The 25,576-nt window shown below is 64.8% G+C and carries 28 protein-coding genes, 3 pseudogenes and 1 riboswitch; of the genes and pseudogenes, 29 read left to right on the top strand and 2 right to left on the bottom strand.

Going from position 1 to position 25,576, the window contains the following annotated elements; translation table 11 throughout:
• Positions 1-223 precede the first annotated feature (223 nt).
• Complete coding sequence (locus DRB87_RS21055; RefSeq protein ID WP_130027408.1) at positions 224-1,048, top strand: NAD(P)-dependent oxidoreductase; 825 nt, start codon at positions 224-226, stop codon at positions 1,046-1,048.
• A complete protein-coding gene (locus tag DRB87_RS21050) occupies positions 1,045-1,947 on the top strand; it encodes an SMP-30/gluconolactonase/LRE family protein (protein ID WP_130027407.1) in 903 nt (300 codons plus the stop codon). Before DRB87_RS21055 ends, DRB87_RS21050 begins: the two co-directional genes overlap by 4 nt.
• Here the strand turns inward: DRB87_RS21050 and DRB87_RS21045 are convergent.
• Positions 1,944-3,728: an ABC transporter ATP-binding protein/permease gene (locus tag DRB87_RS21045; protein WP_165385381.1), complete on the bottom strand. Its 1,785-nt coding sequence runs from the start codon at positions 3,726-3,728 to the stop codon at positions 1,944-1,946. The genes DRB87_RS21050 and DRB87_RS21045 overlap by 4 nt on opposite strands.
• A gap of 253 nt (positions 3,729-3,981) precedes the next feature.
• Positions 3,982-4,111: riboswitch (TPP riboswitch) on the top strand.
• 193 nt (positions 4,112-4,304) lie between these two features.
• On the opposite strand from DRB87_RS21045, the gene DRB87_RS21040 reads away from it, so the two are divergent.
• The 4 genes from DRB87_RS21040 (at position 4,305) to DRB87_RS21025 (ending at position 7,753) form a co-directional block, all read left to right on the top strand.
• Entirely contained in the window at positions 4,305-5,435 is a 1,131-nt protein-coding gene (locus tag DRB87_RS21040) for an FAD-dependent oxidoreductase (protein WP_130027406.1), read from the top strand.
• Between the two features lie 15 nt (positions 5,436-5,450).
• The gene (thiS, locus tag DRB87_RS21035; protein WP_130027405.1) at positions 5,451-5,648 is read left to right on the top strand and encodes a sulfur carrier protein ThiS; all 198 of its coding nucleotides are present in this window, start codon (positions 5,451-5,453) and stop codon (positions 5,646-5,648) included.
• 1 nt (position 5,649) lies between these two features.
• Positions 5,650-6,495, top strand: coding sequence for a thiazole synthase (locus tag DRB87_RS21030; RefSeq protein WP_130027404.1), 846 nt, complete (start codon positions 5,650-5,652; stop codon positions 6,493-6,495).
• 64 nt (positions 6,496-6,559) lie between these two features.
• A complete protein-coding gene (locus DRB87_RS21025) occupies positions 6,560-7,753 on the top strand; it encodes a thiamine phosphate synthase (RefSeq protein WP_130027403.1) in 1,194 nt (397 codons plus the stop codon).
• Positions 7,754-7,773: 20 nt separating this feature from the next.
• On the opposite strand, the gene DRB87_RS21020 is transcribed toward DRB87_RS21025, so the two are convergent.
• A complete protein-coding gene (locus tag DRB87_RS21020; RefSeq protein ID WP_240756089.1) occupies positions 7,774-8,268 on the bottom strand; it encodes a GNAT family N-acetyltransferase in 495 nt (164 codons plus the stop codon).
• A 363-nt stretch (positions 8,269-8,631) separates the two neighbouring features.
• Here DRB87_RS21020 and DRB87_RS21015 point away from each other — a divergent pair, with 363 nt between their 5' ends.
• From DRB87_RS21015 to DRB87_RS20905, 23 genes and pseudogenes are all read left to right on the top strand, one after another.
• Positions 8,632-9,426 (top strand): ABC transporter ATP-binding protein, encoded by a 795-nt coding sequence (locus DRB87_RS21015; RefSeq protein WP_370364038.1) that lies wholly within the window; start codon positions 8,632-8,634, stop codon positions 9,424-9,426.
• Positions 9,423-10,189 (top strand): annotated as a pseudogene (gene mlaE / locus DRB87_RS21010) (lipid asymmetry maintenance ABC transporter permease subunit MlaE). The gene DRB87_RS21015 and the pseudogene mlaE overlap by 4 nt, the downstream one beginning before the upstream one ends.
• A gap of 49 nt (positions 10,190-10,238) precedes the next feature.
• Positions 10,239-10,793, top strand: coding sequence for an outer membrane lipid asymmetry maintenance protein MlaD (mlaD, locus tag DRB87_RS21005; RefSeq protein ID WP_130027401.1), 555 nt, complete (start codon positions 10,239-10,241; stop codon positions 10,791-10,793).
• A 4-nt stretch (positions 10,794-10,797) separates the two neighbouring features.
• Positions 10,798-11,664, top strand: coding sequence for a VacJ family lipoprotein (locus tag DRB87_RS21000; protein WP_017231781.1), 867 nt, complete (start codon positions 10,798-10,800; stop codon positions 11,662-11,664).
• 188 nt (positions 11,665-11,852) lie between these two features.
• Positions 11,853-12,473 carry a phospholipid-binding protein MlaC gene (locus tag DRB87_RS20995; RefSeq protein ID WP_017231782.1) on the top strand — a complete coding sequence of 207 codons (621 nt, stop codon included), beginning with the start codon at positions 11,853-11,855 and terminating at the stop codon, positions 12,471-12,473.
• 4 nt (positions 12,474-12,477) lie between these two features.
• The gene (locus DRB87_RS20990) at positions 12,478-12,735 is read left to right on the top strand and encodes a lipid asymmetry maintenance protein MlaB (RefSeq protein WP_017231783.1); all 258 of its coding nucleotides are present in this window, start codon (positions 12,478-12,480) and stop codon (positions 12,733-12,735) included.
• Between the two features lie 351 nt (positions 12,736-13,086).
• Entirely contained in the window at positions 13,087-14,013 is a 927-nt protein-coding gene (locus tag DRB87_RS20985) for an ABC transporter ATP-binding protein (RefSeq protein ID WP_130027400.1), read from the top strand.
• Positions 14,010-14,789 carry an ABC transporter permease gene (locus tag DRB87_RS20980; protein ID WP_130027399.1) on the top strand — a complete coding sequence of 260 codons (780 nt, stop codon included), beginning with the start codon at positions 14,010-14,012 and terminating at the stop codon, positions 14,787-14,789. Before DRB87_RS20985 ends, DRB87_RS20980 begins: the two co-directional genes overlap by 4 nt.
• An 18-nt stretch (positions 14,790-14,807) precedes the next feature.
• Positions 14,808-15,047: a BolA family protein gene (locus tag DRB87_RS20975; RefSeq protein WP_017231786.1), complete on the top strand. Its 240-nt coding sequence runs from the start codon at positions 14,808-14,810 to the stop codon at positions 15,045-15,047.
• A pseudogene (murA, locus tag DRB87_RS20970) lies at positions 15,044-16,383 on the top strand (UDP-N-acetylglucosamine 1-carboxyvinyltransferase). Before DRB87_RS20975 ends, murA begins: the two are co-directional and overlap by 4 nt.
• Entirely contained in the window at positions 16,380-17,060 is a 681-nt protein-coding gene (hisG, locus tag DRB87_RS20965) for an ATP phosphoribosyltransferase (RefSeq protein WP_130027398.1), read from the top strand. Before murA ends, hisG begins: the two are co-directional and overlap by 4 nt.
• On the top strand, positions 17,057-18,379 hold the full coding sequence (gene hisD, locus DRB87_RS20960) for a histidinol dehydrogenase (protein WP_130027397.1): 1,323 nt from the start codon (positions 17,057-17,059) through the stop codon (positions 18,377-18,379). The genes hisG and hisD overlap by 4 nt, the downstream gene beginning before the upstream one ends.
• 148 nt (positions 18,380-18,527) lie before the next feature.
• The gene (locus tag DRB87_RS20955) at positions 18,528-18,944 is read left to right on the top strand and encodes a hypothetical protein (RefSeq protein WP_130027396.1); all 417 of its coding nucleotides are present in this window, start codon (positions 18,528-18,530) and stop codon (positions 18,942-18,944) included.
• 49 nt (positions 18,945-18,993) lie between these two features.
• Positions 18,994-20,058 (top strand): histidinol-phosphate transaminase, encoded by a 1,065-nt coding sequence (gene hisC / locus DRB87_RS20950; protein ID WP_130027395.1) that lies wholly within the window; start codon positions 18,994-18,996, stop codon positions 20,056-20,058.
• Positions 20,059-20,085: 27 nt separating this feature from the next.
• Positions 20,086-20,673 carry an imidazoleglycerol-phosphate dehydratase HisB gene (hisB, locus tag DRB87_RS20945; protein WP_017234571.1) on the top strand — a complete coding sequence of 196 codons (588 nt, stop codon included), beginning with the start codon at positions 20,086-20,088 and terminating at the stop codon, positions 20,671-20,673.
• A gap of 113 nt (positions 20,674-20,786) precedes the next feature.
• Positions 20,787-21,413 (top strand): MarC family protein, encoded by a 627-nt coding sequence (locus DRB87_RS20940; RefSeq protein ID WP_130027394.1) that lies wholly within the window; start codon positions 20,787-20,789, stop codon positions 21,411-21,413.
• Positions 21,410-22,048, top strand: a complete 639-nt coding sequence (gene hisH, locus DRB87_RS20935; RefSeq protein ID WP_130027393.1) for an imidazole glycerol phosphate synthase subunit HisH — start codon at positions 21,410-21,412, stop codon at positions 22,046-22,048. Before DRB87_RS20940 ends, hisH begins: the two co-directional genes overlap by 4 nt.
• Before the next feature lie 193 nt (positions 22,049-22,241).
• Positions 22,242-22,991: a 1-(5-phosphoribosyl)-5-[(5-phosphoribosylamino)methylideneamino]imidazole-4-carboxamide isomerase gene (gene hisA / locus DRB87_RS20930; protein WP_017234574.1), complete on the top strand. Its 750-nt coding sequence runs from the start codon at positions 22,242-22,244 to the stop codon at positions 22,989-22,991.
• 38 nt (positions 22,992-23,029) lie between these two features.
• Positions 23,030-23,803, top strand: a complete 774-nt coding sequence (gene hisF, locus DRB87_RS20925) for an imidazole glycerol phosphate synthase subunit HisF (RefSeq protein ID WP_130027392.1) — start codon at positions 23,030-23,032, stop codon at positions 23,801-23,803.
• 17 nt (positions 23,804-23,820) lie between these two features.
• On the top strand, positions 23,821-24,219 hold the full coding sequence (gene hisI, locus DRB87_RS20920; RefSeq protein ID WP_017234576.1) for a phosphoribosyl-AMP cyclohydrolase: 399 nt from the start codon (positions 23,821-23,823) through the stop codon (positions 24,217-24,219).
• A gap of 5 nt (positions 24,220-24,224) precedes the next feature.
• Positions 24,225-24,581, top strand: coding sequence for a phosphoribosyl-ATP diphosphatase (locus tag DRB87_RS20915; RefSeq protein WP_130027390.1), 357 nt, complete (start codon positions 24,225-24,227; stop codon positions 24,579-24,581).
• Positions 24,582-24,677: 96 nt separating this feature from the next.
• Positions 24,678-25,066, top strand: a pseudogene (locus DRB87_RS20910) (DUF4870 family protein).
• Positions 25,067-25,121: 55 nt separating this feature from the next.
• Positions 25,122-25,496 carry a histidine triad nucleotide-binding protein gene (locus DRB87_RS20905; protein ID WP_017234579.1) on the top strand — a complete coding sequence of 125 codons (375 nt, stop codon included), beginning with the start codon at positions 25,122-25,124 and terminating at the stop codon, positions 25,494-25,496.
• The last annotated feature ends 80 nt before the right edge of the window (positions 25,497-25,576 follow it).

Here is a 25,576-nt window from a genome sequence, read left to right as displayed (position 1 = left end):
AATACAAGGCTTATCGCGTCGATAAGAGGCGTCGAGCGAAATACTAGGGATTCTCCGTAAACCGACCAATTGGCCATTGTCATCGTACATCGTCTGACGTAGGATGCCTCTCCATGCGACCCCCACGTTCGCGATGAGCGTCGAGCGCGCCGACGCGGCGCCGGGTTTGTTGTGGCAAGGCGTCGTCGCATGCCCTGCGATCTACCGATGAACAAGGACTGATATGAGCCAGACATCCGACAAACCCTTCCGTCGTCTGCTGCTGACCGGCGCAGCGGGCAATCTTGGCAAACAACTGCGCGGCAAGCTCGCCGAGTGGGCGGATATCGTGCGCGTGAGCGACATCGTGCCGCTCACGGCCGATGCGCCGCACGAAGAAGCCATGCAGGTCGACCTCGCGGACCGCGCCGCCGTGCACGCGCTGCTCGAAGGCGTCGACGCGCTGGTGCACCTGGGCGGCATCTCCGTCGAGGCGCCGTTCGACGACATCATGCAAGCCAATATTCTCGGCATGTACAACGTCTATAGCGCGGCGCAGAAGCAGGGGGTGAAGCGCATCGTCTACGCCAGCTCGAATCATGCGGTGGGTTTCCATCCCGTGACGGAAGTGCTCGATGTCGACGCGCCGCACCGTCCGGACAGCATGTACGGTATCTCGAAATGTTTCGGTGAAGACCTGTCCCGCTACTACTTCGATCGCTTCGGTCTGGAGACCGTGTGCCTGCGCATCGGCTCGTCGTTCGAGCAGCCGAAGAATCCGCGCATGATGGTGACATACCTGAGCTATCGCGATTTCGTCGAACTCGTGCGCTGCTCGTTGTTCACGAATCGCGTGGGCCATGCCATCGTCTATGGCGTGTCGAACAACCCGACGCTGTGGGTCGACAATACGAAGGCCGCGTTTCTTGGCTTCCGAGCGCAAGACAGCTCGGCGGAATTCGCCGGCCTGTTTCCGGCGCAGGCGCCCGATCCGCGCATGGACGATGTGACGCAGCGCTACCAAGGCGGACCGTTCGTGCTGCTGGGTCCGATGGAACCCAAGGCATGACGGTGTCGATCGAACGGCTTGAACCGTCGCGACAGGCGCCTCATGCCGTTGGCGAGAGCCCATTGTGGCGCGCCGACGAGCAGGCGCTCTACTGGGTGGACATCCCCGCGAAGCAACTGCATCGCGTAACACCCGCCGACGGCGATCATCGGCAATGGACATTCCCCGAGCAGATCGCGTGCTTTACCTTCGACGCCTCGGGCATGTTGCTGGCGGGCTGCGAAACCGGGCTGTTCGCGGCGCGACTGGGGCCGCCGGGCACGCTTGCGGCATCTGATTGGCAGCGACTGGCCGCGCCGGTGTTCCCGTTGCCGGGCATGCGCTTCAACGACGGACGCTGCGATCGGCAGGGCCGCTTCTGGGCCGGCACCATGGTGCAGGACATGTCGCTCGCGAGCGACGCAGGCGCGCTCTTCTGTTTCGACGCGCAGGGCCGTCTGTCGGCGCCGCTCGTCGAGGGCCTGGTGACGCAGAACGGTTTGGGCTTCTCGCCGGACAGCCGCACGATGTACCTGAGCGATTCGCATCCGACGCGCCGTCGCGTGTGGGCGTTCGACTTCGACGCCGATAGCGGGGCGATCAGCGGGCAGCGGCTGTTCGTCGACATGCATGACTATCCGGGCCGCCCAGACGGCGCGGCCGTCGATGCCGACGGCGCTTACTGGACGTGCGCCAACGACGGCAGCCGCTTGCTGCGCTTCACGCCCGCGGGCGTGCTGGACCGCGAGATCGTGTTGCCGGTGTCGAAGCCGTCGATGTGCGCGTTCGGCGGGCGCGATTTCGACACGTTGTTTGTTACGTCGATTCATCCGGCAACCGGCGCGACCGAACACGACGGCCATGTGTTGGCCGTGCGTTGCGGCGTGCAGGGATTGCCGGAGGTGCCTTATGCCGGCTAGGCCGCGTCGACCACCCGTGGCGGCGCGACGTCGCCCGCGGCATGCAGCGTCATGGTGTGTTGATGGAAGCGGCCGAGCGTTTCCCGATGGGCCACGCTGACCATCGTGGTGCTCGGTAGGCGCGCATGCAGCGCTTCATACACCGCCTCCTCGGTTTCCACGTCGAGCGCGCTGGTCGCTTCGTCGAGGAACAGATAATCCGGCTTTTGCAGCAAGGCGCGCGCGGTGGCGAGTCGTTGTTGCTCGCCGCCGGACAAGCGGCGAGCCCAGTGAGCGACGGTCAGTAACTCGTCACGATACTGCTCGAGGTTGACGGCACTCAGCACGTCTCGGCATTCGTCGTCGGTAAAAGTATCGGCATGCGAAGGAAAGGCCAGGGCCGCCTTCAGTGTGTCGATCGGCAAATAGCTTTGTTGTGACAGGAACAGCACGCGGGCGTCGGCGGGAACTTCGATGCGTCCGCTGCCGAACGGCCACAGGCCGGCAAACGCGCGCAGCATGGTGCTCTTGCCGCAGCCTGAGCGGCCACGGATGAGCCAGCGCGAGCCAGGCGCGAAGGCAAACGACCCGGCGACCGCGAGCGGCGCACCGTCAGGGAGCGCGAGGCGAAGGTCGGTGGCCGTGAAGGCTGCCGAGGGCGAATGGGCGGCCTTCACGAGCGCAATGCCACCGGTGCTCGGTGCTTGCGGCGGTGCATCGATGACGCGCGTGAATTCGCGCAGCCGGTTGATCGTCGCTTTCCAGTCGGCCAACGTCGAGAAGCTATTCACGAACCACGAAAAACCGTCGCTCACTTGCCCGAACGCACCGATGATCTGCATGAGCACGCCGAGCGTGAACGCCCCGGCGAAATAGCGCGGCGCGGCCGCCATGATCGGGAACACGATGGCGATCTGCCCGTAGATCGAATTCGCGAAGATCAGCCGTTTCGTCACGACCATGATCTGCCACCAGTTGTCGCGCACGGCCCCGAAGGCCGACGTCAGCCGCGACAATTCAGCCCCTTCGCCGCGATAGAGCGCGACCTGCTCCGCCGACTCGCGCAGACGCACCAGCAGAAAGCGGAAATCCGCTTCCACCTGCTGCTGCCGATAGCTCAGCCCCACGAGCGGCCGGCCGACCTTGAAGATGAAGAACGATCCCACCAAGGCGTAGAGCGCCGCGACCCAGACCATGTAGCCGGGAATCGTCACGTTCATGCCGCCCAGCACAAATGACACGGCGCCCGAGATCGTCCAGAGAATGGTGATGAACGAAAACAGCGAGACCAGCGTCGTGAGCAAATCGAGCGACAGCGCCAGCGATGAGCTGACCAGCGTGCGGATGTCTTCCGAAATACGTTGGTCGGGGTTGTCCGCCAGATGGTCGCGCTCAATGCGGTAATAGGCCTGATGCGAGAACCACTTCGACAGGTTGGCATCGGTCACCCACTGCCGCCAGCGGATTTCGAGCATCTGGCGAAAGTAGGTACGGAAGGTCGCGATAACGATGAAACTGAACGCGAGTACCGCGAATTCGAGCAGCGACGACTTGAAGACAGGCCAATCGCGCTTGTCGAGGGCGTCATAAAAGCCGGCGTTCCACGCATTCAATCGTACGTTGATGAACACCACGGCAAGATTGAGCGCCACGACGAGTGCGAGCAACCGACGGCCCTCCCAGCGCTTCTCCGACGCCCAGTAGGGCCGGATCAACTGCCATGCGGTGGGGTGCTTCGGTGGCTTGGGGGCCGGGGCGGCCGTGTTGCCGGGAGACGGCGCCTCGGGAGGCGGTGAAGACATCGGCGTGTGGGCCATGATCGTCTGGCGGGGTTGCCGCGGAAATGCAACGTGTTATTAGGATCGACGGCCCATTTGACCGCAGTTCCGGCGGGTGCGTTGCACGATTTCCGGATCGGGGCGCTTGTCACGTCGGCTTTCAGTTTACGTGGGGTTACACGGCTCGGGGGATTCATCAAAAAACGAGACGCATCGCGCGTGCAACCGTCCGGGGCTCCTGCTTGCACGGGCGTCGGCATCTATGTTGTAATGGCTGCGGGCGAAACAGGGGTGCTCCGTGTCGAACGCAGGCGTTGACCATGCGTAACCATTCGACGTGGGGCTGAGAGAGACCCTTTGCACCCGACCCGGGTAATACCGGCGTGGGAAGTTTCCGACTCCTCCAGTGGGGTAAGGTGTTCAACACCGTTTCGTCCTTTTGCTTTCATGAGGAAAGGACCCCATGCGCTGCCTTCCGCAGATTCCTGCGCTTATCCCTGCGGTTTTCGCCGCAACGACTTCCGAGATTCCGCTCGCGAGTCTATCTTTGCCTGCTTTCGAGTGCCTGCGCGCCGTCCCGGCTTGCGCGGCAGAACGCGTATGAGCGCTTGCGCTTCGCGTCCCGACGTCGCCGTGCTCGGCGGTGGCCTGGCCGGGCGTCTTCTGGCGTGGCAACTGATTCGTGCCGGCGCACGCGTGGCGCTCTACGAGCGTGGCGATGCCGACGGGTCGTCGGCTGCCGGCTGGGTGGCAGCGGCCATGCTCGCGCCCTTGGCCGAAGCCGCCGTGGCCGAGCCGAGCATCGTCGAGATGGGCGCCGTCGGCCTGGAACGTTGGCCGGCATTGATCGACGGCCTGCCCGAACACGTCTTCTTCCAACGCAACGGCACGCTGGTCGTGTGGCACCAGCCCGATCGCGCCGAGGCGGTGATGTTCGACCGACGCATGCGCGCCAATGCCCCGCCGGCCTTGCTGCGCGAGGGTGTGCGCCGCGTGTCGGGCGCGCAATTGGCCGAGGTCGAGCCGGCGCTGGCCGGACGCTTTCAGGAAGGCTGGTGGCTGCCGAACGAGGGCCAGCTCGACAACCGGCAACTGTTGCGCGCGCTGGCGGCGGGTCTTGCGAAGGCGGGGGCGGCGCTGCATTGGCATACCGAGATCGCCGAGGGCGCGTATCCGGACGCCGGTCTGGTCATCGATTGCCGCGGGCTGGGCGCGCGCGCCGCGCTCACGCAATTGCGCGGTGTGCGGGGAGAGGTGGTGCGAATTCACGCGCCGGGCATTGGGCTGCGCCGGCCGGTGCGGTTGCTGCATCCGCGCTATCCGATCTATATCGCGCCCAAGGAAAACGACCTGTATGTGATCGGCGCGACCGAACTCGAGTCGGAAGATATGTCGCCGATGACCGTGCGCTCCGCGCTCGAACTGCTCTCGGCGGCCCATTCGCTGAACCCGGCGTTCGGCGAGGCGCGCATTGTCGAGCTCAATGTCAACTGCCGTCCGGCATTGCCCGACCATCTGCCGCGGGTCCAGTGGGACGGTGCACGGGTGCTGCGCGTGAACGGTTTGTACCGGCACGGTTATTTGCTCGCGCCGGCGGTCACGGGAGAGGCGTGCGCGCTGGCGCAGGCATTGATGCAAGCGACGAGCGCGCGAGTGGGCCTTGGGCACGCGTTCGACTGGGAGATGTGGCGAGCCAGCCGGCCGTGGCCGGACCTGTTCCGTCAGGCATGAGAGGGGAGGGACACAATGGATATTCATATCAATCAACAGACACTGAGCGTGGCCGAGGCGTCGACGCTGGCCGAGGCGCTCGCCGCCTACGGTGCCAAGCCGCCGTTCGCCGCGGCGATCAACGGGCAGTTCGTGCCCAAGACGCAATATGCCGCCCGCGCGCTCGCGCATGGCGACAAAATCGATGTAGTGCAACCGGTGGCCGGAGGCTGACATGAACGCATTCACCGAATCGGCCAATGTGGCCGCAGGCAGCGTGCGCGACGCGCTCACGCTGTATGACACGCGCTTCGGCAGTCGCTTCCTGCTCGGCACGGCGCGCTACCCGTCGCTGCAGGCGCTCAATGATTCCATCGACGCCGCCCGCCCGGGCATGGTGACGGTGGCGTTGCGCCGACAACTCTCGGGCACCGGGGCGCAGGCGTCGGAAGGCCATTTCTGGGACACGCTGCGCCGTCTCGCGGTGCCGGTGCTGCCCAATACAGCGGGTTGCCACTCGGTGCAGGAAGCGGTGACCACGGCGCAAATGGCGCGCGAAGTCTTCGAGACCGACTGGATCAAGCTCGAACTGATTGGCGACGACTACACGCTCCAGCCCGACCCGTTCGGTCTGGTGACGGCCGCCGAGCAACTGATTCGCGACGGCTTCAAGGTGCTGCCGTATTGCACGGAAGACCTGGTGCTGTGCCGTCGCTTGCTCGACGTCGGCTGTCAGGCGCTGATGCCCTGGGGGGCGCCGATCGGCACCGGCAAGGGCGTGATCAATCCGTACGGCCTGCGACTGCTGCGCGACCGTCTGCCGGATACGCCGCTCATCGTCGATGCCGGCCTCGGTCTGCCGTCGCACGCGTGTCAGGTGATGGAGTGGGGCTTCGACGGCGTGTTGCTCAACACGGCCGTGGCGCTTGCGGCCCAGCCGGTGGAGATGGCCGGCGCGTTCGCCGCCGCGATCAAGGCGGGCCGCGCGGCGTGGCTCGCCGGACCGATGGCCGAGCGCGAGAGCGCCGAAGCCAGCACCCCGGTCGTCGGGGTGCCGTTCTGGCATCAGACGGGCGCGTGACCCCCGAGGAGACGCGCTTGAATTCCACCGCAACCTCGCACCGCCTGACCCACCGGGAATCTTCATGACGACGCATAGCGGCGGCGCCACCCTGTCTCACGTGCAATGCCTGCCGGCTGACGCACCCCTCGCCACGGCATGGCAACAGGCCGCCGTCGGCATCCGCGCGCGCCTCGCGCCGTGGCCGGACGACCCCGCTACGCCAAGTTGGCGTGTGCACGCGCAGACGCCGGACCGCGCGGGGGCAGGGGACGTAGTCTGGTGGCCGCTCTCGCCGCAGGGCGCTCCCGGAACCGAAGCCGCCGTGCAGATCGACGCATGGCGGGCGGCGCACGCCGTTGTCCTTTGCTCGCGGGCGTTGCCGGCGGGGCAGGTGGAAGACACCTTGTACACGTACGACGCCGTTTATCGTGTCGCGGGCGCGGACGATCCGGCCTTCTTCCCCGCGTTCGCTGCGTTCCTCGACTGCGGATTCGCCCCGCACGACGCGCTCGTGCTCGCGCGCGCATGGCGCACTGACGGCAGCCACGCGCGCGCGGCCGATGCCGACACCCTCGGGGCATGGCCGACGGTGCTCGAAACCTTCCCGGTCGTGCTCGGCCAAGTGCCGTCACCCGGCCGGTTCCCGGCCTGCCCGTCACGCCTCGGTCTGTATCCGGTGCTGCCAGATGCCGGCGCTTGCGAGCGCATGGCCGATCTTCAGGTCGGCACCGTGCAGCTGCGGATCAAGGATCCCGCGGATCCGACGCTGCGCTCGGAGATCGAACGGACGGTGGCGGCGGCGCGGCGCGTGATGCACGACAGTGCCTGGTTCATCAACGACCATTGGCGCGAAGCCGCGCAAGCGGGTGCCTATGGCGTGCACCTCGGACAAGAGGATATGGCGGCGCTTTCCGCCGACGAGGTCGCGGCGCTGTTTGCGACCGGCATGCGCCTGGGCATCAGCACGCACGGCTATTACGAGATGCTGGCGGCGCATCACTTCCGGCCTAGCTATCTGGCCGTGGGGGCCGTGTTTCCCACAACCACCAAAGTGATCGCGACCGCCCCGCAGGGACTCGCGAAGTTGGCGCGGTACGTGAAGCTCATCGCACCGCACTATCCGCTTGTCGCCATTGGCGGCATCGATGCGGACAACCTCGCGCAAGTGCTGGACACCGGGGTGACCAGCGCGGCCGTGGTGCGAGCCGTCACGCAGGCCGTCGATGTGGCGGCGGCGGTGAAGGGAATGCAGCAGGCGTTCGCGCAACGCGCGTGATGTCTGCCGCGCGCGGCCCGTTATAGCGTGCACGTCATGAACATGGCGCCGTCGCCGTATCCGGACAACTTCACGGCCATCTGCGGCGAGACGTCGCTCGTTTCGGCATAACCGAAGCGTGCCCAGAACTCCTGCGATTGCTGCACCGCAACAAGGGCCGACGCGCGCAATCCTGACGACCGTGCCACCGCCAGGGCCGCCGCGTAGAGTTGGCGAGCCACGCCCGCGCCGCGCGTGCGTGGGGCCAGCGCCATGTCGTGCACGTACCAGCAATCGGCCGTGTCAGGCAGGGCCTTGAGGACGGTATCCAGTGGCGGCGGGGCGGCCATGCACCACGGGTGCGTCAGTAGATAGCCGACCACGGACGTATCCGTCGGCCCTGTTCCCTCCGCAACCCAACACGTTGACGGCGACAGCGCATGACGTGAGGCCAATGTGGCCTCCGACTCACGCATCGGACCGCGATACGCTGCTGCCTGTACCGTCAGGACTTGGGGAATATCGCAGGATTGCATCGGACGAATCCGAAATTCGATCTTCTCCGTATCTTGCGGCAGAAGGGGACGGAAAGGCGTTTGGGTGGTGCGCGGCATCGGGGTCAACGATTTGTTGCGTGAAACGGCGTATTGTAGCAACGGCGCAACACCCGGCACCCCGAGGTCTCGATAAGTCCTTGCTGGCGTTACGTTTTTTGTTCGTTGTGCCGGTCGGCGCACGACAAGGCGAATGGACGCCGGCCCTGTAGAATGCCGCGGGGCAGCGCCAATCCTCGATTTCGTCCATCGCCGTTGGGCGGCATCAATCGGCATTCCCCCTATAATTGGCGTTTTGCGCCGCACTATAAGACCCGAAACGTGCCTATCCCGAATCCGGAAAATTTGCTCGAATTGCGCGACGTCAGCTTTGGTTATGGCGAACGGTTGGTGCTTTCCGGGTTGAATATGCGGTTCCCCCGCGGCAAGGTCGTTGGGGTGATGGGGGGGTCCGGCTGCGGCAAGACGACCGTGCTGCGCCTGATCGGCGGGCTCGTCCATGCCAGCCGTGGCACCGTCGAATTCGACGGGACGGATGTCGCATCGCTCGATCACGCTGGCTGGTACCGCCTGCGGCGTCGCATGGGCATGTTGTTCCAGTTCGGTGCGCTCTTTACCGACATGACGGTGTTCGACAACGTGGCGTTTCCGCTGCGCGAACACACCCGGCTCGACGATGCGCTCATTCGCGACCTCGTGCTGATGAAGCTCAACGCCGTGGGCCTGCGCGGCGCACGCGACATGAAGCCGGCCGAGATTTCGGGAGGCATGGCGCGACGTGTGGCGCTGGCACGCACGATGGCGCTGGACCCGGACCTCATCATGTACGACGAGCCGTTCACGGGGCTCGACCCGATCTCGTTGGGCATCACCGCGAATCTGATCCGTAAGCTCAACGACGCGCTGGGCGCCACGTCCATTATTGTGTCGCATGATGTGACGGAGACCTTTGCCATCGCCGACTACATCTATTTCATTAGTGAGGGGCGCATCGGTGCCGAGGGGACGCCGGAGGCGCTGCGAGCCTCGAATGACCCGACGGTGCGCCAGTTCATCGATGCGCAACCGGACGGGCCCGTAAAATTTCAGTATCCCGCGCCGCCGCTTGCGGACGATTTTGGGATGGGAGCGCGTGCATGATCACGACCCTCGGCAGTTTTGTTCGCGGTCACGTAGAGCGCCTGGGGTACGGTGCGCGAATGTTTTGGCGCGTGCTCGCGTCGAGCGGGGCGATGCTGCGCCGGCCGCGTCTGGTGACCGACCAGATCCATTTCGTCGGCAACTATTCGTTCGTCATCATTGCGGTCTCGGGCCTGTTCGTCGGCTTCGTGCTGGGCCTGCAAGGCTATTACACGCTTAACCGGTACGGATCCGAACAGGCGCTGGGTCTGCTCGTGGCGCTGTCGCTGGTGCGTGAGTTGGGGCCGGTGGTCACCGCACTGCTGTTCGCGGGACGCGCCGGAACCTCGCTCACCGCCGAAATCGGTTTGATGAAGGCGGGGGAGCAATTGACCGCCATGGAGATGATGGCGATTGATCCGATCGCGCGCGTGGTGGCCCCCCGCTTCTGGGCAGGCGTGATCGCCATGCCGATTCTCGCGGCCATCTTCTCGGCGGTGGGTGTGTTTGGCGGTTACCTGGTCGGCGTGAAGTTGATCGGCGTGGACCCGGCGCGTTCTGGTCGCAGATGCAAGGCGGCGTGGACGTGTGGTCGGACGTCGCCAACGGCGTCATCAAAAGCGTAGTGTTCGGGATTGCCGTCACCTTTATCGCGCTGTACCAGGGGTTCGAGGCGCAGCCGACGCCAGAGGGCGTGTCGCGTGCGACTACCCGTACGGTGGTGCAGGCGTCCCTCGCGGTACTCGGTCTCGACTTCCTGCTCACGGCCCTCATGTTCAGCTAACGGGCCTGCGTGCCCGCCAAGACATAGATAGATTGCGCACACTGACACAATGAAAAAACACCCCCTCGACTTCTGGGTTGGCCTGTTCGTCGTTCTCGGCTTCGCAGCGCTGCTGTTCCTCGCGCTCAAGGTGGGCAACATGAGTTCGCTGTCGTTCTCGAGTTCGTATCCGGTGACGGTGCGCTTCGACAACATCGGCGGCCTCAAGCCGCGAGCGCCTGTCAAGAGCGCGGGCGTCGTGGTCGGACGCGTGGCGTCGATCAACTTCGACGACAAGCGGTACGTGGCCGACGTGACGCTCAACATCGATTCGCAATATCACTTCCCGAAGGACTCGTCGGCGAAGATCCTGACGTCGGGGCTGCTCGGCGAGCAATACATCGGGCTTGAGGCGGGCGGCGACGATCAAATGCTCAAGGCCGGTGATACGATCACGCTCACGCAATCCGCAATCGTGCTGGAAAATCTGATCGGCCAGTTCCTGTACAACAAGGCGGCAGATGCCGGGGGCGCCCAACCGGGCGGGGCATCGGCCGCACCGGTATCGACCGCACCCGCTGCTTTGCCGGCGTCTGGGGCGGCCACGGCAACCCAAGGAAAATAAAAAGATGACCCGCTTCCGTACTTCGGCAGTGCTGGCCGCCGGCGCGATGGCGCTGGCAGGGTGCGCCACTGTCACGAATCCGAGTCCCGCCGACCCCATCGAAGGGTTCAACCGTTCGATGTACACGTTCAATGACACGCTCGACAAGACGGTCATGACGCCCGTGGCCAAGGGCTACCGCTTCGCCGTGCCGCAACCGGCGCGCGACATGGTCACGAACTTCTTCTCGAACGTGGGCGATGTGTACAACTTCGCCAACAACCTGTTGCAACTGGAAGTCACGGCTGCCGTGCAGGATCTGATGCGCCTGACGATCAACACCTTCCTCGGTGTGGGCGGTCTGGTCGACTTCGCCACGCCGGCCGGCTTGCCCAAGCACAGCCAGGACTTCGGTGTGACGCTCGGCAAGTGGGGCCTGCCTGACGGCCCGTACCTCGTGCTGCCGGTGCTCGGCCCGAGCACGGTGCGCGACAGCGTCGGCATGGCCGGCAACATGTTCATCGACCCGACGTCGTATATCAATCCGACTTGGGTCAGTTACTCGATCTTCGGCGTTCGCATCGTGAATACGCGCGCGAACCTGCTCGACGCATCGAACCTTCTCGAAGCCGCCGCCCTCGATCCATACTCGTTCACGCGCGATGCCTATCTGGCACGACGCAAGTATTTGATCAATGGCGGGGCTGCGGGCAACGCGGCGTTGCCGAATTACGAAGAGGAAGACGGCGCTGGCGGCACGAACGCGCAGCCGATGCCTGCCTCAGGCGTTCAAGCCGAACCTGCCTCGGGCGTCAAAGCCGAACCGGACGCGCCGCAAGGTTCGCCCGTACCGGGCAAGATCGTGCCGGGCGGATTGCCGTTCCGCCGGTGATCGGCGCGAGTCACCTGCCGCAAGGCATCGATGCCTCCTGATGACAGGGCGCCCCGCCTTACGGGGCGCCGTTGGCAGGCCTGTCGGGCAACAGTTTGTTACACGACACTGCCGGTATTTCGCGAACTCCAGACACAACACGGGTATCCAATCCCGCAACACCCGTCACTCGAAAGAGGAAGTCCACAATGAAGAAGTTCTGGCTCATTCCCGTCATGGCTTTGATGACGTACACCGCCGCCGGCGCCGCCGTGGCCCAGGCGCAAGCCCCTGACGTTCTGGTCAAGCAGACCGTGAACGAAGTGATGGCCGCCGCCAAGTCCGATCCGAACATCCAGAAGGGTGATCTGAACAGCATCACCAAGCTGGTCGAGCAGAAGATCTTGCCGCACGCCGACTTCGCGAAGACAACGCAACTGGCGACTGGCGCCGCATGGCGCACCGCCACGCCGCAGCAACGGCAGCAACTGACCGAGCAGTTCAAGACGCTGCTGCTGCGTACGTACGCGGGCGCCATCGCGCAGATTCGTGACCAGCAGGTCAACTACAAGCCGTTCCGTGGTCAGCCGGGCGACACCGACGCCGTGGTCTATACCGATGTGCTCAACAACGGTCAGCAGATCGAGCTCGACTATCGTCTGTACAAGTCGGCCAGCGGCGAATGGAAACTGTATGACCTGAACGTGCTGGGCGCCTGGCTCATCCAGACGTACCGCAATCAGTTTGCCGAGCAGGTGAACAAGTCGGGCGTCGACGGTCTGATTCAGTTCCTGACGCAGCGCAACCAGCAACTGGCCGGCGGTAAGTAAGCGCATGCTCGCGTTGCAGACCGACCTCACGCACGACACCGCCGGCGACGTCCTCGCGCAGGCCATCGATCGCATCGACGCGGGCGAAACCCAGATCGATTGCGCCGGGCTGAAGCAGTTCGACTCATCGGCGCTCGCCGTGTTGCTGGCCCTGCGCCGCCACGCGGTACGGCGTGGTGCGACGTTGGCGTTCACTAACCTGCCAGCGGGACTGGCCAGCCTTGCGCTGGTGTACGGCGTCGACCAGTTGCTCTCGATCTGATTCGCCTGGCCGGGCCGCCGTCCCGCAGGAAAGCGCCGTCTCGCAACGGCGCTTTTTTTATGTGCAATGCGGTGACGCCGGCCGAGCGCGACGCATACCCGGCCCGAAGGGGCTTGCGGGCGTCGCGCGCGTGATCGACGTTTCCCTGGGGGCGCTGGACCGGGCGTGAGCACGGCCGCCACCGGCTTCCTTTATAATCAGGGGTTTTCTGCCGACTTTTGGGCAGTTACCCTCATCCGGGCACCCACGCCGCCGATATGGCTGCTGCCGCGATCCCCGCGGTTGCGCCGACGCGCGGGCGTGGCCGGAGAATCTATATGGCGCGCTCGCCAAGGCGGGTGCGTGCAGTCCATGGCCGCCATCGAAATCCGTAACGTCAAGAAACGCTATCAGGCATTGCAGGCGCTCAAAGGCGTCAGCTTTTCGATCGAAGAAGGGGAATTCTTCGGTCTGCTCGGTCCCAACGGTGCCGGCAAAACCACGCTGATCAGCATTCTCGCCGGCCTCGCGCGCGCGGATGCGGGCAGCGTCAGTGTGCTTGGCCACGACGTGGTGCGCGACTACCGCAATGCCCGCCGCAAGCTCGGCGTGGTGCCACAGGAACTCGTCTTCGATCCGTTCTTCTCCGTTCGCGAAACGCTGCGTATCCAGTCCGGCTACTTCGGTCTGACGCGCAACGACGACTGGATCGACGAAGTCATGGCGAACCTCGACCTGACCGACAAGGCCGGCGCGAACATGCGCCAGCTCTCGGGCGGCATGAAGCGGCGCGTGCTCGTCGCGCAGGCGCTCGTGCATCGCCCGCCGGTGATCGTGCTTGACGAGCCGACCGCCGGGGTCGACGTCGAACTGCGCCAGACGCTCTGGAAATTCATCTCGCGTCTGAACCGTGAAGGCCACACCATCGTGCTGACCACGCACTATCTCGAAGAAGCGGAAGCGCTGTGCGACCGCATCGCCATGCTCAAGCGCGGCGAAGTCGTGGCGCTCGAGCGCACCGCCTCGCTGCTGCAGCGTTTCGCGGGCACGCGTCTCGTGCTGCGCTTCAAGCACGGCACGCTGCCCGACGCACTACGCCCGTTGCTGGTCGACCCGCAGGATACGAACGGACCTCAGTTCGCGCTGCGTCTGGCGGGCTGCGATGAAGTCGAATCGATTCTCGCCACCTGCCGGGCGGCGGGCTGCATCGTTGAGGACATCGACATCCAGAAGGCCGATCTCGAGGACGTGTTCGTGCAGATCATGTCCGGTTCGCGCGCGCAGGAGGTGGCAGCATGATCGGCGGATGGGTTGGCGGATGGGTCGGATTCCGCACGCTGTTCTACAAGGAAGTGTTGCGTTTCTGGAAGGTCAGCTTCCAGACCGTGGCCGCGCCCGTGCTCACCGCGCTGCTGTACCTGATGATCTTCGGCCACGTGCTTGAAGACCGCGTGAAGGTCTATGACCAGATCACGTACACATCTTTCCTCGTGCCGGGCCTGGTGATGATGAGCGTGTTGCAGAACGCGTTCGCGAACAGCTCGTCGTCGCTGATCCAGTCCAAGATCACGGGCAACCTCGTGTTCGTGCTGTTGCCGCCGCTGTCGCATTGGGAGATGTACGGCGCGTACGTGCTCGCCGCCGTCGTGCGTGGGTTGTGCGTGGGCGCGGGCGTCTTCGCGGTCACGGTCACGTTCACGCATCTGACGTTCGCCGCGCCGCTGTGGATCGTCGGCTTCGCGTTCCTTGGGGCGGCGATTCTCGGCACGTTGGGTCTGATCGCAGGCATTTGGGCGGAGAAGTTCGACCAACTCGCGGCGTTCCAGAACTTCCTGATCATGCCGGCAACGTTCCTGGCGGGCGTGTTTTACTCGATTCACTCGCTGCCGCCGCTGTGGCAGGCTGTCTCGCACTTCAATCCGTTCTTCTACATGATCGACGGGTTCCGTTACGGCTTCTTCGGTGTGTCCGACGTTGCCCCGCAGACCAGCCTTGCCGTTGTGGGTGCGACTTTTCTGATACTCGCAACCGTGGCGCTGACTTTGCTGCGCCGTGGTTATAAATTGCGTCACTGAACTTCTCTAGGATCGGCCATGCTGCCTACCCCCGAACAAATCAAACAGTACATCGAAGCCGGTCTGGCTTGCGAGCACGTGGCCGTCGAAGGCGATGGCCAGCACTTTTACGCGACCATCGTGAGCGAGCAGTTCGACGGCAAGCGTCTCATCGCCCGCCATCAACTCGTGTACGCCGCGCTGGGCGATCGCATGAAGGCTGAAATTCACGCGTTGTCCATGAAGACCCTCACGCCTGCGGAGTATCGGGCGCAATGAGGATTACGCAAGAAAGCGCCGGCGTCGCCGGCAACGGCGAGACCGCCACCGGCGAGCGCATGGCCGCAGACCACCTGGTGATCGAGGGCGGCGAGCGGCTGGCGGGAGAGATTACCGTATCGGGTGCCAAGAACGCGGCGCTGCCGATCCTGTGTGCGTGCCTGCTGACGGCCGAGCCGCTGGTGCTCGGCAACGTGCCCGATCTGCACGACGTGCGCACCATGCTGACGCTGCTCGCACGCATGGGCGTGAAGGTCGAGCGTCACGGCGAATCCGTGACGCTCGATGCGTCGCAGATCACCGAGCCGGCGGCCCCCTACGAGCTCGTAAAGACCATGCGCGCGTCGATTCTCGTGCTCGGCCCCTGCTGGCCCGTTGCGGCGAGGCGCGCGTGTCGCTGCCGGGCGGGTGTGCGATCGGGGCGCGACCTGTTGATCAGCACATCAAGGGCCTGCAGAAGATGGGCGCCGAAATCACGCTGACGCACGGCGACATCGTCGCCAAGGCAACGCGTCTGCGTGGCGAGACGCTCGTGACCGACATGATCACCGTCACGGGCACCGAAAACCTGCTCATGGCGGCCACGCTGGCCGACGGCGTTACGGTGCTGGCCAACGCCGCCCGCGAACCCGAAGTGACGGACCTGGCCGAGCTGCTCGTGAAGATGGGTGCGAAGATCGACGGCATCGGCACCGATCGTCTGGTCGTGACGGGCGTGCCGCGCCTGTCGGGCGCGACACACGATGTTGTGCCCGATCGGATCGAAGCCGGCACGTTCCTGTGCGCGGCGGTGGCGACGCGTGGCGATATCACGCTGCAACGCGTTGTGCCGGGCACCCTCGACGCGGTGATCGAGAAGTTGCGCGAAACCGGCGCAAACGTGACGGCCGGCGCGGATTGGCTGCGCGTGACGATGGATCGGCGCGCGCGGGCGGTCAGTTTCCGAACGTCGGAATATCCGGCGTTCCCGACCGACATGCAGGCCCAGTTCATGGCGTTGAATTGCGTTGCCGAAGGGGCGTCGCAGGTCGTCGAAACGATCTTCGAGAACCGCTTCATGCACGTGCAGGAGTTGACGCGTCTGGGCGCGAATATTGGCATCGACGGCAACACGGCGCGGATTTCCGGCGTGAATCGCCTGTCGGGTGCGCATGTGATGGCGACCGACCTGCGCGCTTCCGCCAGCCTGATCGTCGCGGGTCTGACGGCCGAGGGCCGCACGCTCGTCGACCGTATTCACCACCTCGATCGCGGCTATCATCGCATCGAGGCCAAGTTGTGCGCCGTGGGCGCGCAAATCCGGCGCGTCGAAGCGCGCCAGGGAGAGATTGCATGAGTTCCGCCAAGCCCGCCCAGCCGCTCGCTCAACCGCTGACGCTGGCGCTCTCGAAAGGGCGTATCTTTACCGAGACGCTGCCGTTGCTGGCGGCCGCCGGTATCGAAGTCACGGAAGACCCCGAGACCTCCCGCAAGCTGATTCTGCCGACGACGGATCCGAACCTGCAGGTCATCATCGTGCGCGCGACCGACGTGCCGACCTACGTGCAATATGGTGCCGCCGACTTCGGCGTGGCCGGCAAGGACGTGCTCATCGAACACGGCGGCGGCGGTCTGTATCAGCCAATCGATTTGAACATTGCGCGTTGCCGCATGTCTGTTGCTGTACCGAAGGGCTTCGATTACGCGAATGCCGTACGTCAAGGGGCACGTTTGCGCGTGGCGACCAAGTACGTGCAGACGGCGCGCGAGCACTTTGCGGCCAAGGGTGTGCACGTCGACCTGATCAAGCTGTACGGCTCGATGGAGCTGGGCCCGCTCGTGGGTCTGGCCGACGCGATTGTCGATCTGGTGAGCACCGGCGGCACGCTGCGGGCCAACAATCTGGTGGAAGTGGAAGAGATCATGGAGATCTCCTCCCGCCTCGTGATCAATCAGGCTGCACTCAAGTTGAAGCGCGAGTCGTTGCAGCCTATTCTGGATGCCTTCGAGCGGGCGTCCCGGCAAACAGCATGAAACTCGATATTCGCAAACTCGATTCCTCCGCCGAAGGCTTCGCGGCGCAGCTTCGCGATGTTCTGGCGTTCGAGGCGAGCGAAGACGCCGCCATCGATCGTGCGGCGGCCGACATTCTCGCCGACGTGAAGGCGCGCGGCGATGCGGCCGTCATCGAATACACCAACAAGTTCGACCGACTGAGCGCACCCGGCATGGCGGCGCTGGAGCTGCCCATTGAAGCGCTGGCGGCGGCGCTCGAGAGCCTCGAGCCGAAGCGTCGCGCGGCGCTCGAAGCCGCGGCCGCCCGCGTGCGTGCCTATCACGAGAAGCAGCGCATCGAGTGCGGCAGCCATAGCTGGCAGTACACCGAGCCGGACGGCACGGTGCTGGGCCAGAAGGTTACGCCGCTCGATCGCGTGGGCATCTATGTGCCGGGCGGCAAGGCGGCTTATCCGTCGTCGGTGCTGATGAACGCCATTCCGGCGCGCGTGGCGGGGGTGAAAGAGATCGTTATGGTGGTGCCCACGCCGGATGGCGTGCAGAACCCGCTGGTGCTTGCCGCCGCGCAAATCGCCGGGGTGGACCGCGTGTTCACCATCGGTGGCGCACAGGCGGTCGCCGCGCTGGCCTATGGCACCGCGACGGTGCCTGCTGTCGACAAGATCGTTGGCCCGGGCAACGCTTTCGTGGCTGCCGCCAAGCGCCGCGTGTTTGGCACCGTCGGCATCGACATGATCGCCGGGCCGTCCGAAATCCTCGTCATCTGCGACGGCACGACCGATCCAGACTGGGTCGCCATGGACCTGTTCTCGCAGGCCGAACACGACGAACTCGCGCAGTCGATTCTGCTGTGCCCGGACGCCGCTTATATCGCGCGCGTGCACGCCTCGCTGGAGCGCCAGATCGACGAGATGCCGCGCCGCGAAGTGATTGCCGCCTCGTTGCGAGGCCGTGGCGCGCTGATCAAGGTGCGCGACATGGCCGAAGCGTGCGAAATCGCCAACGTGATCGCACCGGAGCACCTCGAGATTTCGGCCGAAACCCCGCAGCAGTGGGGCGACAAGATTCGCCATGCCGGCGCGATCTTCCTCGGCAAGTTCACGAGCGAGAGCCTGGGCGATTACTGCGCCGGTCCCAACCATGTGCTGCCGACGTCGCGCACGGCGCGGTTCTCGTCGCCGCTGGGCGTGTACGACTTCATCAAGCGTTCGAGCCTGATCGAAGTGAGCGAGGGCGGGGCCCGCATGCTTGGCGAGATCGCCGCGGAATTGGCCTACGGCGAAGGACTGCAGGCGCACGCGCGCAGCGCCGAATACCGTCTGCATCGCGAGTCCTGACATGCGCGACGACGCCCTGCGGCCCGCGTATTGTCCAACGACGTCGGCCACCGCTCGGCGTCGGCCCCGCGCCATCGCGCCGTCCCCGGGGTCATTGTCGTGGCCGCTGCCGGCCCGCCTCGCGCGCGCTGTGCGCAGAGTGGCTGTCGTGTGCGCCCTCGCGGCCGCGAGCAGTCCCTCGGCCTACGCCGCCGGTCAGTATTGCCAGCACGCCACCTTCGAGGGCACGTCGGTCGAGCGTATGACCGTGTGCGTGAGTCGTCAGGCGTTCGACAACGATATTTACGTGTTGCGACTCGGCGGCAAGACCGCGCTGCGCGGCACGGACGACGAAGTGGCCCACGGCGTGTTCGGCCGCGTTGGCAACCGCCTGGTCGCCATGCGTTGCGAGGCGGATGCCGCGCGCGCGCATGTGAGCCCGGCGGCGGCGCAGGCGCTGTCCTGGCAGACCGGTGTGCGGTTGCAGCGCATTACCGATGCCCTCGGCAGTGTGGAAACCGGCCGGCGCTGCGTCGTCAAGATCGACGGTGCCGACGCCGGACGGCTGACATTCGCCTTCAACTGATCCTTTATCAATGATTCCGCGCGATGTCGCGCGATCCTCCTCTACTGCCATGTCCGTCGACTCAGTGATCCGCTCCGATGTGCTCGCCATGAGTTCCTACGCCGTCCCTGACGCCAGCGGTTTCCTCAAGCTCGACGCGATGGAGAATCCGTACGGTCTGCCGCCGGCGTTGCGCACTGCGCTGGGGCAGCGACTGGCCGACGTGGCGCTCAATCGTTACCCGTCGCCGCGTCCGCAGGTGTTGCTTGAGACGCTCGCCCGCACGATGGGTGTGCCGGCCGGGGCCAAGTTGTTGCTGGGCAACGGCTCGGACGAGATCATCAGCATGATCGCAATGGCCACCGCTCGGCCGGATGCCACGGTGATTGCGCCCATGCCGGGCTTCGTCATGTACGAGATGTCGGCGCGCCTGGCGGGCATCGAGTTCGTCGGTGTGCCGCTGCGCCCCGATTTCTCGCTCGACATGCCGGCTATGCTGGGCGCCATTGCGGCGCATCCGGGCGCGGTGGTGTACCTGGCCTATCCGAACAATCCGACGGGCAATCTGTTCGCCGACGACGACATCGAGACGCTGGTGCGTGCCGCCAGCCGCGGCCTCGTGGTGATCGACGAGGCGTACCAGCCGTTTGCCGGGAAGACGTGGATGCCGCGTCTGCCGGAGTTCCCTCAACTGCTGGTCATGCGCACCGTCTCGAAGCTCGGGCTGGCGGGCATCCGGCTGGGCTATGTGGCGGGCAGCGCGCAATGGCTCGACCAGATCGACAAGGTGCGTCCGCCCTATAACATCAATGTGCTCACGCAGGCATGCGCCGAATTCATGCTCGATCACCTTGGCGTGCTCGACGCCCAGGCGGCCGAATTGCGCGCCGAACGCACGCGGCTGGCCGCCGCCGTGGCGGCGCTGCCCGGGGTGAGCGTGTTCCCGAGCGACGCGAATTTCCTGCTCGTTCGCGTGCCGAATGCCGACAAAACCCACGCGGGCCTGCTCGCACACAAGGTGTTGATCAAAAACGTGGGTAAAATGCACGTATTGCTGGCCAATTGCCTGAGATTGACGGTCGGCACCCCCACGGAGAATGCGGCAATGGTGAAAGCCCTGGCCGCATCACTCTAACAAGCCATACGACGAGAACTCACCACCATGCGCATTGCGGAAGTCGTTCGCGATACCAGCGAAACGCAAATACGCGTCAAGATCGACCTGGACGGCACCGGCCGCAAGGCCCTCGATACCGGCGTGCCGTTCCTGGATCACATGCTCGACCAGATCGCGCGCCACGGCCTTATCGACATGGATGTCGAAGCCCGCGGCGATACCTTCATCGACGATCACCACACGGTGGAAGACGTCGGCATCACGCTGGGCATGGCGGTGGCCAAGGCGATCGGCGACCGTAAGGGTATCGTGCGCTACGGCCACAGCTATGTGCCGCTCGACGAAGCGCTGTCGCGCGTTGTGATCGATTTCTCGGGTCGTCCCGGTCTCGAATTCCACGTGCCGTTCACGCGGGCGCGTGTCGGCAATTTCGACGTGGATCTGACCATCGAGTTTTTCCGCGGCTTCGTCAATCATGCGGGCGTCACGTTGCATATCGACAATCTGCGCGGCATCAACGCCCACCACCAGTGCGAAACGGTGTTCAAGGCGTTCGGCCGCGCGCTGCGCATGGCGGTCGAGATCGATCCGCGCGCAGCGGGTGTCGTGCCGTCCACGAAGGGAAGCCTGTAACGCGAGACGGGTCGGCGCAGCCGGTCCGGTAGCCCGATAGCCCGCCGGCCCGCAAGGCCGGCGCCCCTGCGACGATTCATCGACCGGCCGGCCGCCGGCGCCGCGTGCCCCCTATGACGCTCGACGCCTTCAAGTTCTTCATCTCGCTGCTGGCCCTGATCAATCCGCTCGGGGCGATCCCGCTTTTCATCAGCTTGACGTCCACCCAGACGCGCGATGAGAAGCGCCGTACGATCAATGTCGCGGCGATTGCGGTCGCGCTGGTGGTCGCGGGCTCGGGGCTGTTCGGTGAAGCCATCATCCGCTTCTTCGGTATTTCGATCGCGTCGCTTGAAGTTGGCGGCGGCATCATCATGTTGCTCATGGCAGTGAACATGATCAACGCGCAGACGGGGAACACACGCTCGACGGCCGAAGAGCGCGACGAAGCGGAGGAGCGGCCGAACATCGCCGTGGTGCCGCTCGCAATCCCGCTGCTCACTGGCCCGGGCACGATCAGTACCGTGATCATCTACTCGGGGCGTGCACACGGCTGGGCGCAGATCCTGATGCTCCTGGCGATCGGCGTGGGCCTGGGCGCGGTGTGCTGGGTGGCGCTGCGCAGCGCCGGGCGCCTTGAAGGCTGGCTCGGGCGTACGGGCATCAATATCGGCACGCGTCTGATGGGGTTGATCCTCTCGGCGCTGGCCGTGGAATTCATTATCGATGGTTTGAAAATACTGCTGCCGGGTTTGAGATGAATAAGATTGCGATTGTCGACTACGGAATGGGCAACCTGCGCTCGGTCTATCAGGCGCTGCGTGCCGCCGCGCCGGAGGCCGATGTGAGCATCAGCAGCGACGCCGCCGAGATTCGCGCCGCCGACCGCGTGGTGCTGCCGGGGCAGGGCGCGATGCGCGACTGCATGGGCTGCCTGAACGAGTCGGGCCTGCGCGACGCGGTCGTCGAGGCCGCCGCTACCAAGCCGATGTTCGGCGTGTGCGTGGGCGAGCAGATGCTGTTCGACATGTCGGATGAGGGCAACACACCCGCGCTCGGCCTGCTGCCGGGCCGCGTGGTGCGCTTCGACCTCGAGGGCCAGTTGCAGGACGACGGCTCGCGCTTCAAGGTGCCGCAGATGGGCTGGAACCGTGTACACGAGACGCAGCCTCACCCGATCTGGGCCGGCGTGCCCGATGACAGCTATTTTTACTTCGTGCACAGCTATTACGTTGTGCCTGCAAGGCCCGAGTTGACCGTCGGCGAGACGGTCTACGGGGTGCCCTTTACCTGTGCGGTGGCCCAAGATAATATCTTTGCCACCCAGTTCCACCCGGAAAAGAGCGCTCAGGCGGGCCTTACCCTTTATCGCAATTTTGCGCAGTGGAAGCCTTGAGCGTGACCCGTCTGGCGCATTCGCGCCCGGATGTCACTCGGAGCATGCCCTGCGTCACGGCTTATACTGTGTGTCATGTTGATGAATCCGATCCCGACGTGCCGATGCCCGGCAAGGCAGGGGTCGGTTTTGTATTGTCCGCGTAATTTGCGAATTTCTTTTACCTCCCTCTAGCGACGTTTCACGATTGCCTATGCTGCTCATTCCGGCCATCGACCTTAAAGACGGTCAGTGTGTTCGCCTCAAACAAGGCGACATGGATCAAGCCACCGTATTCTCGGAGGACCCCGCCGCCATGGCTCGACATTGGGTCGAGCAAGGCGCCCGCCGCCTCCATCTGGTGGACTTGAACGGCGCATTCGTCGGCAAGCCGCGCAACGAAGCGGCCATTCGCGCCATCATTCAGGAAGTCGGCGCCGATATCCCCGTGCAACTGGGCGGCGGCATTCGCGACCTGGCCACCATCGAGCGCTATCTCGACGACGGTTTGTCGTACGTCATCATCGGGACGGCGGCGGTGAAGAATCCCGGGTTCCTCAGGGACGCATGCACGGCATTCGGCGGGCACATCATCGTCGGTCTCGACGCCAAGGACGGCAAGGTCGCCACCGACGGCTGGAGCAAGCTCACCGGCCACGAAGTCGTGGATCTGGCGCGCAAGTTCGAGGACTACGGCGTCGAATCGATCATCTACACCGATATCGGCCGCGACGGCATGCTCCAGGGCATCAATATCGACGCGACCGTGCGCCTCGCGCAGGCCGTGACCGTGCCGGTGATTGCCAGCGGCGGCCTGTCGAACCTGGGCGATATCGACGCGCTGTGCCAGGTTGAGCGGGAAGGCGTCGAAGGCGTCATCTGCGGCCGCGCGATCTACTCGGGCGACTTGAATTTCTCGGCGGCGCAAACGCGTGCGGACGAGCTTTCCGGAGGAGCGGCATAAGCGAGACCACGGCTTCGGCCGCCTCGCCTGCCAACATCATGGCTCTCGCTAAACGCATCATCCCGTGTCTGGACGTGACGGCCGGCCGCGTGGTCAAGGGTGTCAATTTTGTCGAACTTCGCGACGCGGGCGACCCCGTCGAGATCGCCCGCCGCTATGACGAGCAGGGCGCCGACGAATTGACGTTCCTCGACATCACGGCGACCTCCGACGGGCGCGACCTCATTCTGCCGATCATCGAGGCGGTGGCCGCGCAAGTCTTCATTCCGCTGACCGTGGGCGGTGGCGTGCGCGAAGTGGCCGACGTGCGCCGCCTGCTCAACGCCGGTGCCGACAAGGTCAGCATGAACTCGTCGGCCGTGGCCAATCCGCAACTGGTGGCCGACGCGGCCGCCAAGTACGGCGCGCAGTGCATCGTCGTGGCAATCGACGCCAAGCGTGTGTCCGCCGACGGCGAAACGCCGCGCTGGGAAGTCTTCACGCACGGTGGCCGCAAAGCCACGGGCCTCGACGCCGTGGCCTGGGCCAAGCGGATCGAGGCCCTGGGCGCGGGCGAAATCCTGCTCACCAGCATGGACCGCGACGGCACCAAGAGCGGCTTCGACCTCGCGCTCACGCGCGCTGTGTCAGATGCCGTGAGCATCCCCGTGATCGCCTCGGGCGGGGTGGGGTCGCTGGCCGATCTGGCCAACGGCGTGACCGAAGGCCATGCGGATGCCGTGCTCGCCGCGAGTATCTTCCACTACGGCGAGCACACGGTCGGTGAAGCGAAGCGCTTCATGGCCGAGAAGGGCATTTCGGTGCGGCTCTGAACGGAATTCCACGGATCATGACGCAAGATTGGCTGGACAAGGTAGCTTGGGACGCGCAGGGCCTCGTGCCCGTGATCGCGCAGGAACTCGGCAGCAACGATGTGCTGATGTTCGCGTGGATGAATCGCGAGGCGCTCGCGCGCACCGTCGAGACCGGCGAGGCCGTCTATTATTCGCGCTCGCGCAAGCGCCTGTGGCACAAGGGCGAGGAGTCGGGCCACGTACAGAAGGTGCATGAGATTCGTCTCGATTGCGACGAAGACGTGGTGCTGATCAAGGTCGAGCAGATCGATGGCATTGCCTGCCACACCGGTCGCCATTCCTGTTTCTTCCAGAAGTTCGAGGGCAGCGTCGAGGATGGCCATTGGGCATCCGTCGAGCCGGTGCTCAAGGACCCGCACAAGATCTACAAGTGAGCACCATGAACGATACGCTGGAGCGTGTGGCCGAGGTCATCGCCTCGCGCAAGGGAGCCGACCCCGACAAGTCGTACGTTGCCCGTCTGTTCCACAAGGGTGACGACGCCATCTGCAAGAAGATCGGCGAAGAAGCCACCGAAGTGGTGCTCGCGGCGAAGGACATTCGCATTGGCGGGGCCGACAACCTGCGCCAGAAGCTCGTCAACGAGACGGCCGACCTGTGGTTTCATTGCATGGTACTGCTCGCGCATCACGACCTGAGCCCGAACGAAGTGCTCGCCGAACTGGCGCGCCGCGAAGGGTTGTCGGGTCTCGTCGAAAAGGCGCAGCGCGGCATCCGTGGCGAACACGCCGACTGATTTCCGTTGGCCTCCATGGCCGTGATCATCGATATGCCGCGCTGGCTCACGCGAGGAGACGCTTCATGAACGATTCGCAGCCCCGGGCGCGACCGGATCGCCCGGCAGCCCCGGCAATCCTTACCTCGCGACACCCCGAATGCGCCCAGCGCCGAGCAGGAGCGCGCGTTGCGCAAGCTCACGCACGTGCTTTATGCGCTCTATGCGCTGTTCTGGCTCACGGGCGGCGTGACCGCCATCGTGGCGATCATCATCAACTACATCAAGCGCGATGACGCCGCCGGCACGCTCTACGCCTCGCATTTCACGTGGCAGATCCGTACGTTCTGGTGGTCGGTGGTCTGGGGGTACTCGGCGTGGCGCTTGCCATCGTGATGGTCGGCTTCGCGATTCTCTGGGTGCTGGGCATTTGGGCGCTGTATCGGATCGTCAAGGGCTGGCTCTACCTGAACGACAACAAGCCCATGTACGCCGCGCGCGCCTGAACGATACCGAGCGGCACCTAAGCTCCCTACACGCATTCGAGAGGAAGACACACGCATGACGCACGACAACTGTATCTTCTGCAAGATCATTGCCGGGCAGATCCCGAGCGCGCAGGTCCATGCCGACGACGATGTCGTGGTGTTCAAAGACATCAATCCGGCGGCCGACCTGCACCTGCTCATGGTGCCGCGCAAGCACATCGCCACATTGCAAGACTGTCAGCCGGAAGACCAGGCGCTGCTGGGCAAGATGATGCTGCTCGCGCCGAAGCTGGCCGCCGAGCAAGGCTATCGTTTCGACGGCGATGCGTCGAACATCGAAGGCAACGGATTCCGCGTTGTGATGAACACCGGACCGGGTGGCGGTCAGGAGGTTTATCATCTTCATATGCACATTCTGGCCGGACCGCGGCCGTGGAAGCGCATGTGAATGCCGCCGGCGGCACGACGCGACGCTTTGCCGCGCTGTGCTGCCGGAGCGTGCAAGTGTTCCGCATCGACGACGGTTTC

Origin of the sequence: Pandoraea sp. XY-2 (assembly GCF_004193915.1) — a bacterium.
Lineage (GTDB): Bacteria > Pseudomonadota > Gammaproteobacteria > Burkholderiales > Burkholderiaceae > Pandoraea > Pandoraea cepalis.
The sequence above is the reverse complement of the archived record's forward strand: the minus strand, read 5'-3'. Positions and strand labels throughout refer to the sequence as shown.

Coding starts and splice junctions, on each gene's coding strand:
- DRB87_RS21055 (WP_130027408.1), top strand. CDS start 224: ATGAGCCAGACATCCGACAAACCCTTCCGTCGTCTGCTGCTGACCGGC.
- DRB87_RS21050 (WP_130027407.1), top strand. CDS start 1,045: ATGACGGTGTCGATCGAACGGCTTGAACCGTCGCGACAGGCGCCTCAT.
- DRB87_RS21045 (WP_165385381.1), bottom strand. CDS start 3,728: ATGTCTTCACCGCCTCCCGAGGCGCCGTCTCCCGGCAACACGGCCGCC.
- DRB87_RS21040 (WP_130027406.1), top strand. CDS start 4,305: ATGAGCGCTTGCGCTTCGCGTCCCGACGTCGCCGTGCTCGGCGGTGGC.
- thiS (WP_130027405.1), top strand. CDS start 5,451: ATGGATATTCATATCAATCAACAGACACTGAGCGTGGCCGAGGCGTCG.
- DRB87_RS21030 (WP_130027404.1), top strand. CDS start 5,650: ATGAACGCATTCACCGAATCGGCCAATGTGGCCGCAGGCAGCGTGCGC.
- DRB87_RS21025 (WP_130027403.1), top strand. CDS start 6,560: ATGACGACGCATAGCGGCGGCGCCACCCTGTCTCACGTGCAATGCCTG.
- DRB87_RS21020 (WP_240756089.1), bottom strand. CDS start 8,268: ATGCAATCCTGCGATATTCCCCAAGTCCTGACGGTACAGGCAGCAGCG.
- mlaD (WP_130027401.1), top strand. CDS start 10,239: ATGAAAAAACACCCCCTCGACTTCTGGGTTGGCCTGTTCGTCGTTCTC.
- DRB87_RS21000 (WP_017231781.1), top strand. CDS start 10,798: ATGACCCGCTTCCGTACTTCGGCAGTGCTGGCCGCCGGCGCGATGGCG.
- DRB87_RS20995 (WP_017231782.1), top strand. CDS start 11,853: ATGAAGAAGTTCTGGCTCATTCCCGTCATGGCTTTGATGACGTACACC.
- DRB87_RS20990 (WP_017231783.1), top strand. CDS start 12,478: ATGCTCGCGTTGCAGACCGACCTCACGCACGACACCGCCGGCGACGTC.
- DRB87_RS20985 (WP_130027400.1), top strand. CDS start 13,087: ATGGCCGCCATCGAAATCCGTAACGTCAAGAAACGCTATCAGGCATTG.
- DRB87_RS20980 (WP_130027399.1), top strand. CDS start 14,010: ATGATCGGCGGATGGGTTGGCGGATGGGTCGGATTCCGCACGCTGTTC.
- DRB87_RS20975 (WP_017231786.1), top strand. CDS start 14,808: ATGCTGCCTACCCCCGAACAAATCAAACAGTACATCGAAGCCGGTCTG.
- hisG (WP_130027398.1), top strand. CDS start 16,380: ATGAGTTCCGCCAAGCCCGCCCAGCCGCTCGCTCAACCGCTGACGCTG.
- hisD (WP_130027397.1), top strand. CDS start 17,057: ATGAAACTCGATATTCGCAAACTCGATTCCTCCGCCGAAGGCTTCGCG.
- hisC (WP_130027395.1), top strand. CDS start 18,994: ATGTCCGTCGACTCAGTGATCCGCTCCGATGTGCTCGCCATGAGTTCC.
- hisB (WP_017234571.1), top strand. CDS start 20,086: ATGCGCATTGCGGAAGTCGTTCGCGATACCAGCGAAACGCAAATACGC.
- DRB87_RS20940 (WP_130027394.1), top strand. CDS start 20,787: ATGACGCTCGACGCCTTCAAGTTCTTCATCTCGCTGCTGGCCCTGATC.
- hisH (WP_130027393.1), top strand. CDS start 21,410: ATGAATAAGATTGCGATTGTCGACTACGGAATGGGCAACCTGCGCTCG.
- hisA (WP_017234574.1), top strand. CDS start 22,242: ATGCTGCTCATTCCGGCCATCGACCTTAAAGACGGTCAGTGTGTTCGC.
- hisF (WP_130027392.1), top strand. CDS start 23,030: ATGGCTCTCGCTAAACGCATCATCCCGTGTCTGGACGTGACGGCCGGC.
- hisI (WP_017234576.1), top strand. CDS start 23,821: ATGACGCAAGATTGGCTGGACAAGGTAGCTTGGGACGCGCAGGGCCTC.
- DRB87_RS20915 (WP_130027390.1), top strand. CDS start 24,225: ATGAACGATACGCTGGAGCGTGTGGCCGAGGTCATCGCCTCGCGCAAG.
- DRB87_RS20905 (WP_017234579.1), top strand. CDS start 25,122: ATGACGCACGACAACTGTATCTTCTGCAAGATCATTGCCGGGCAGATC.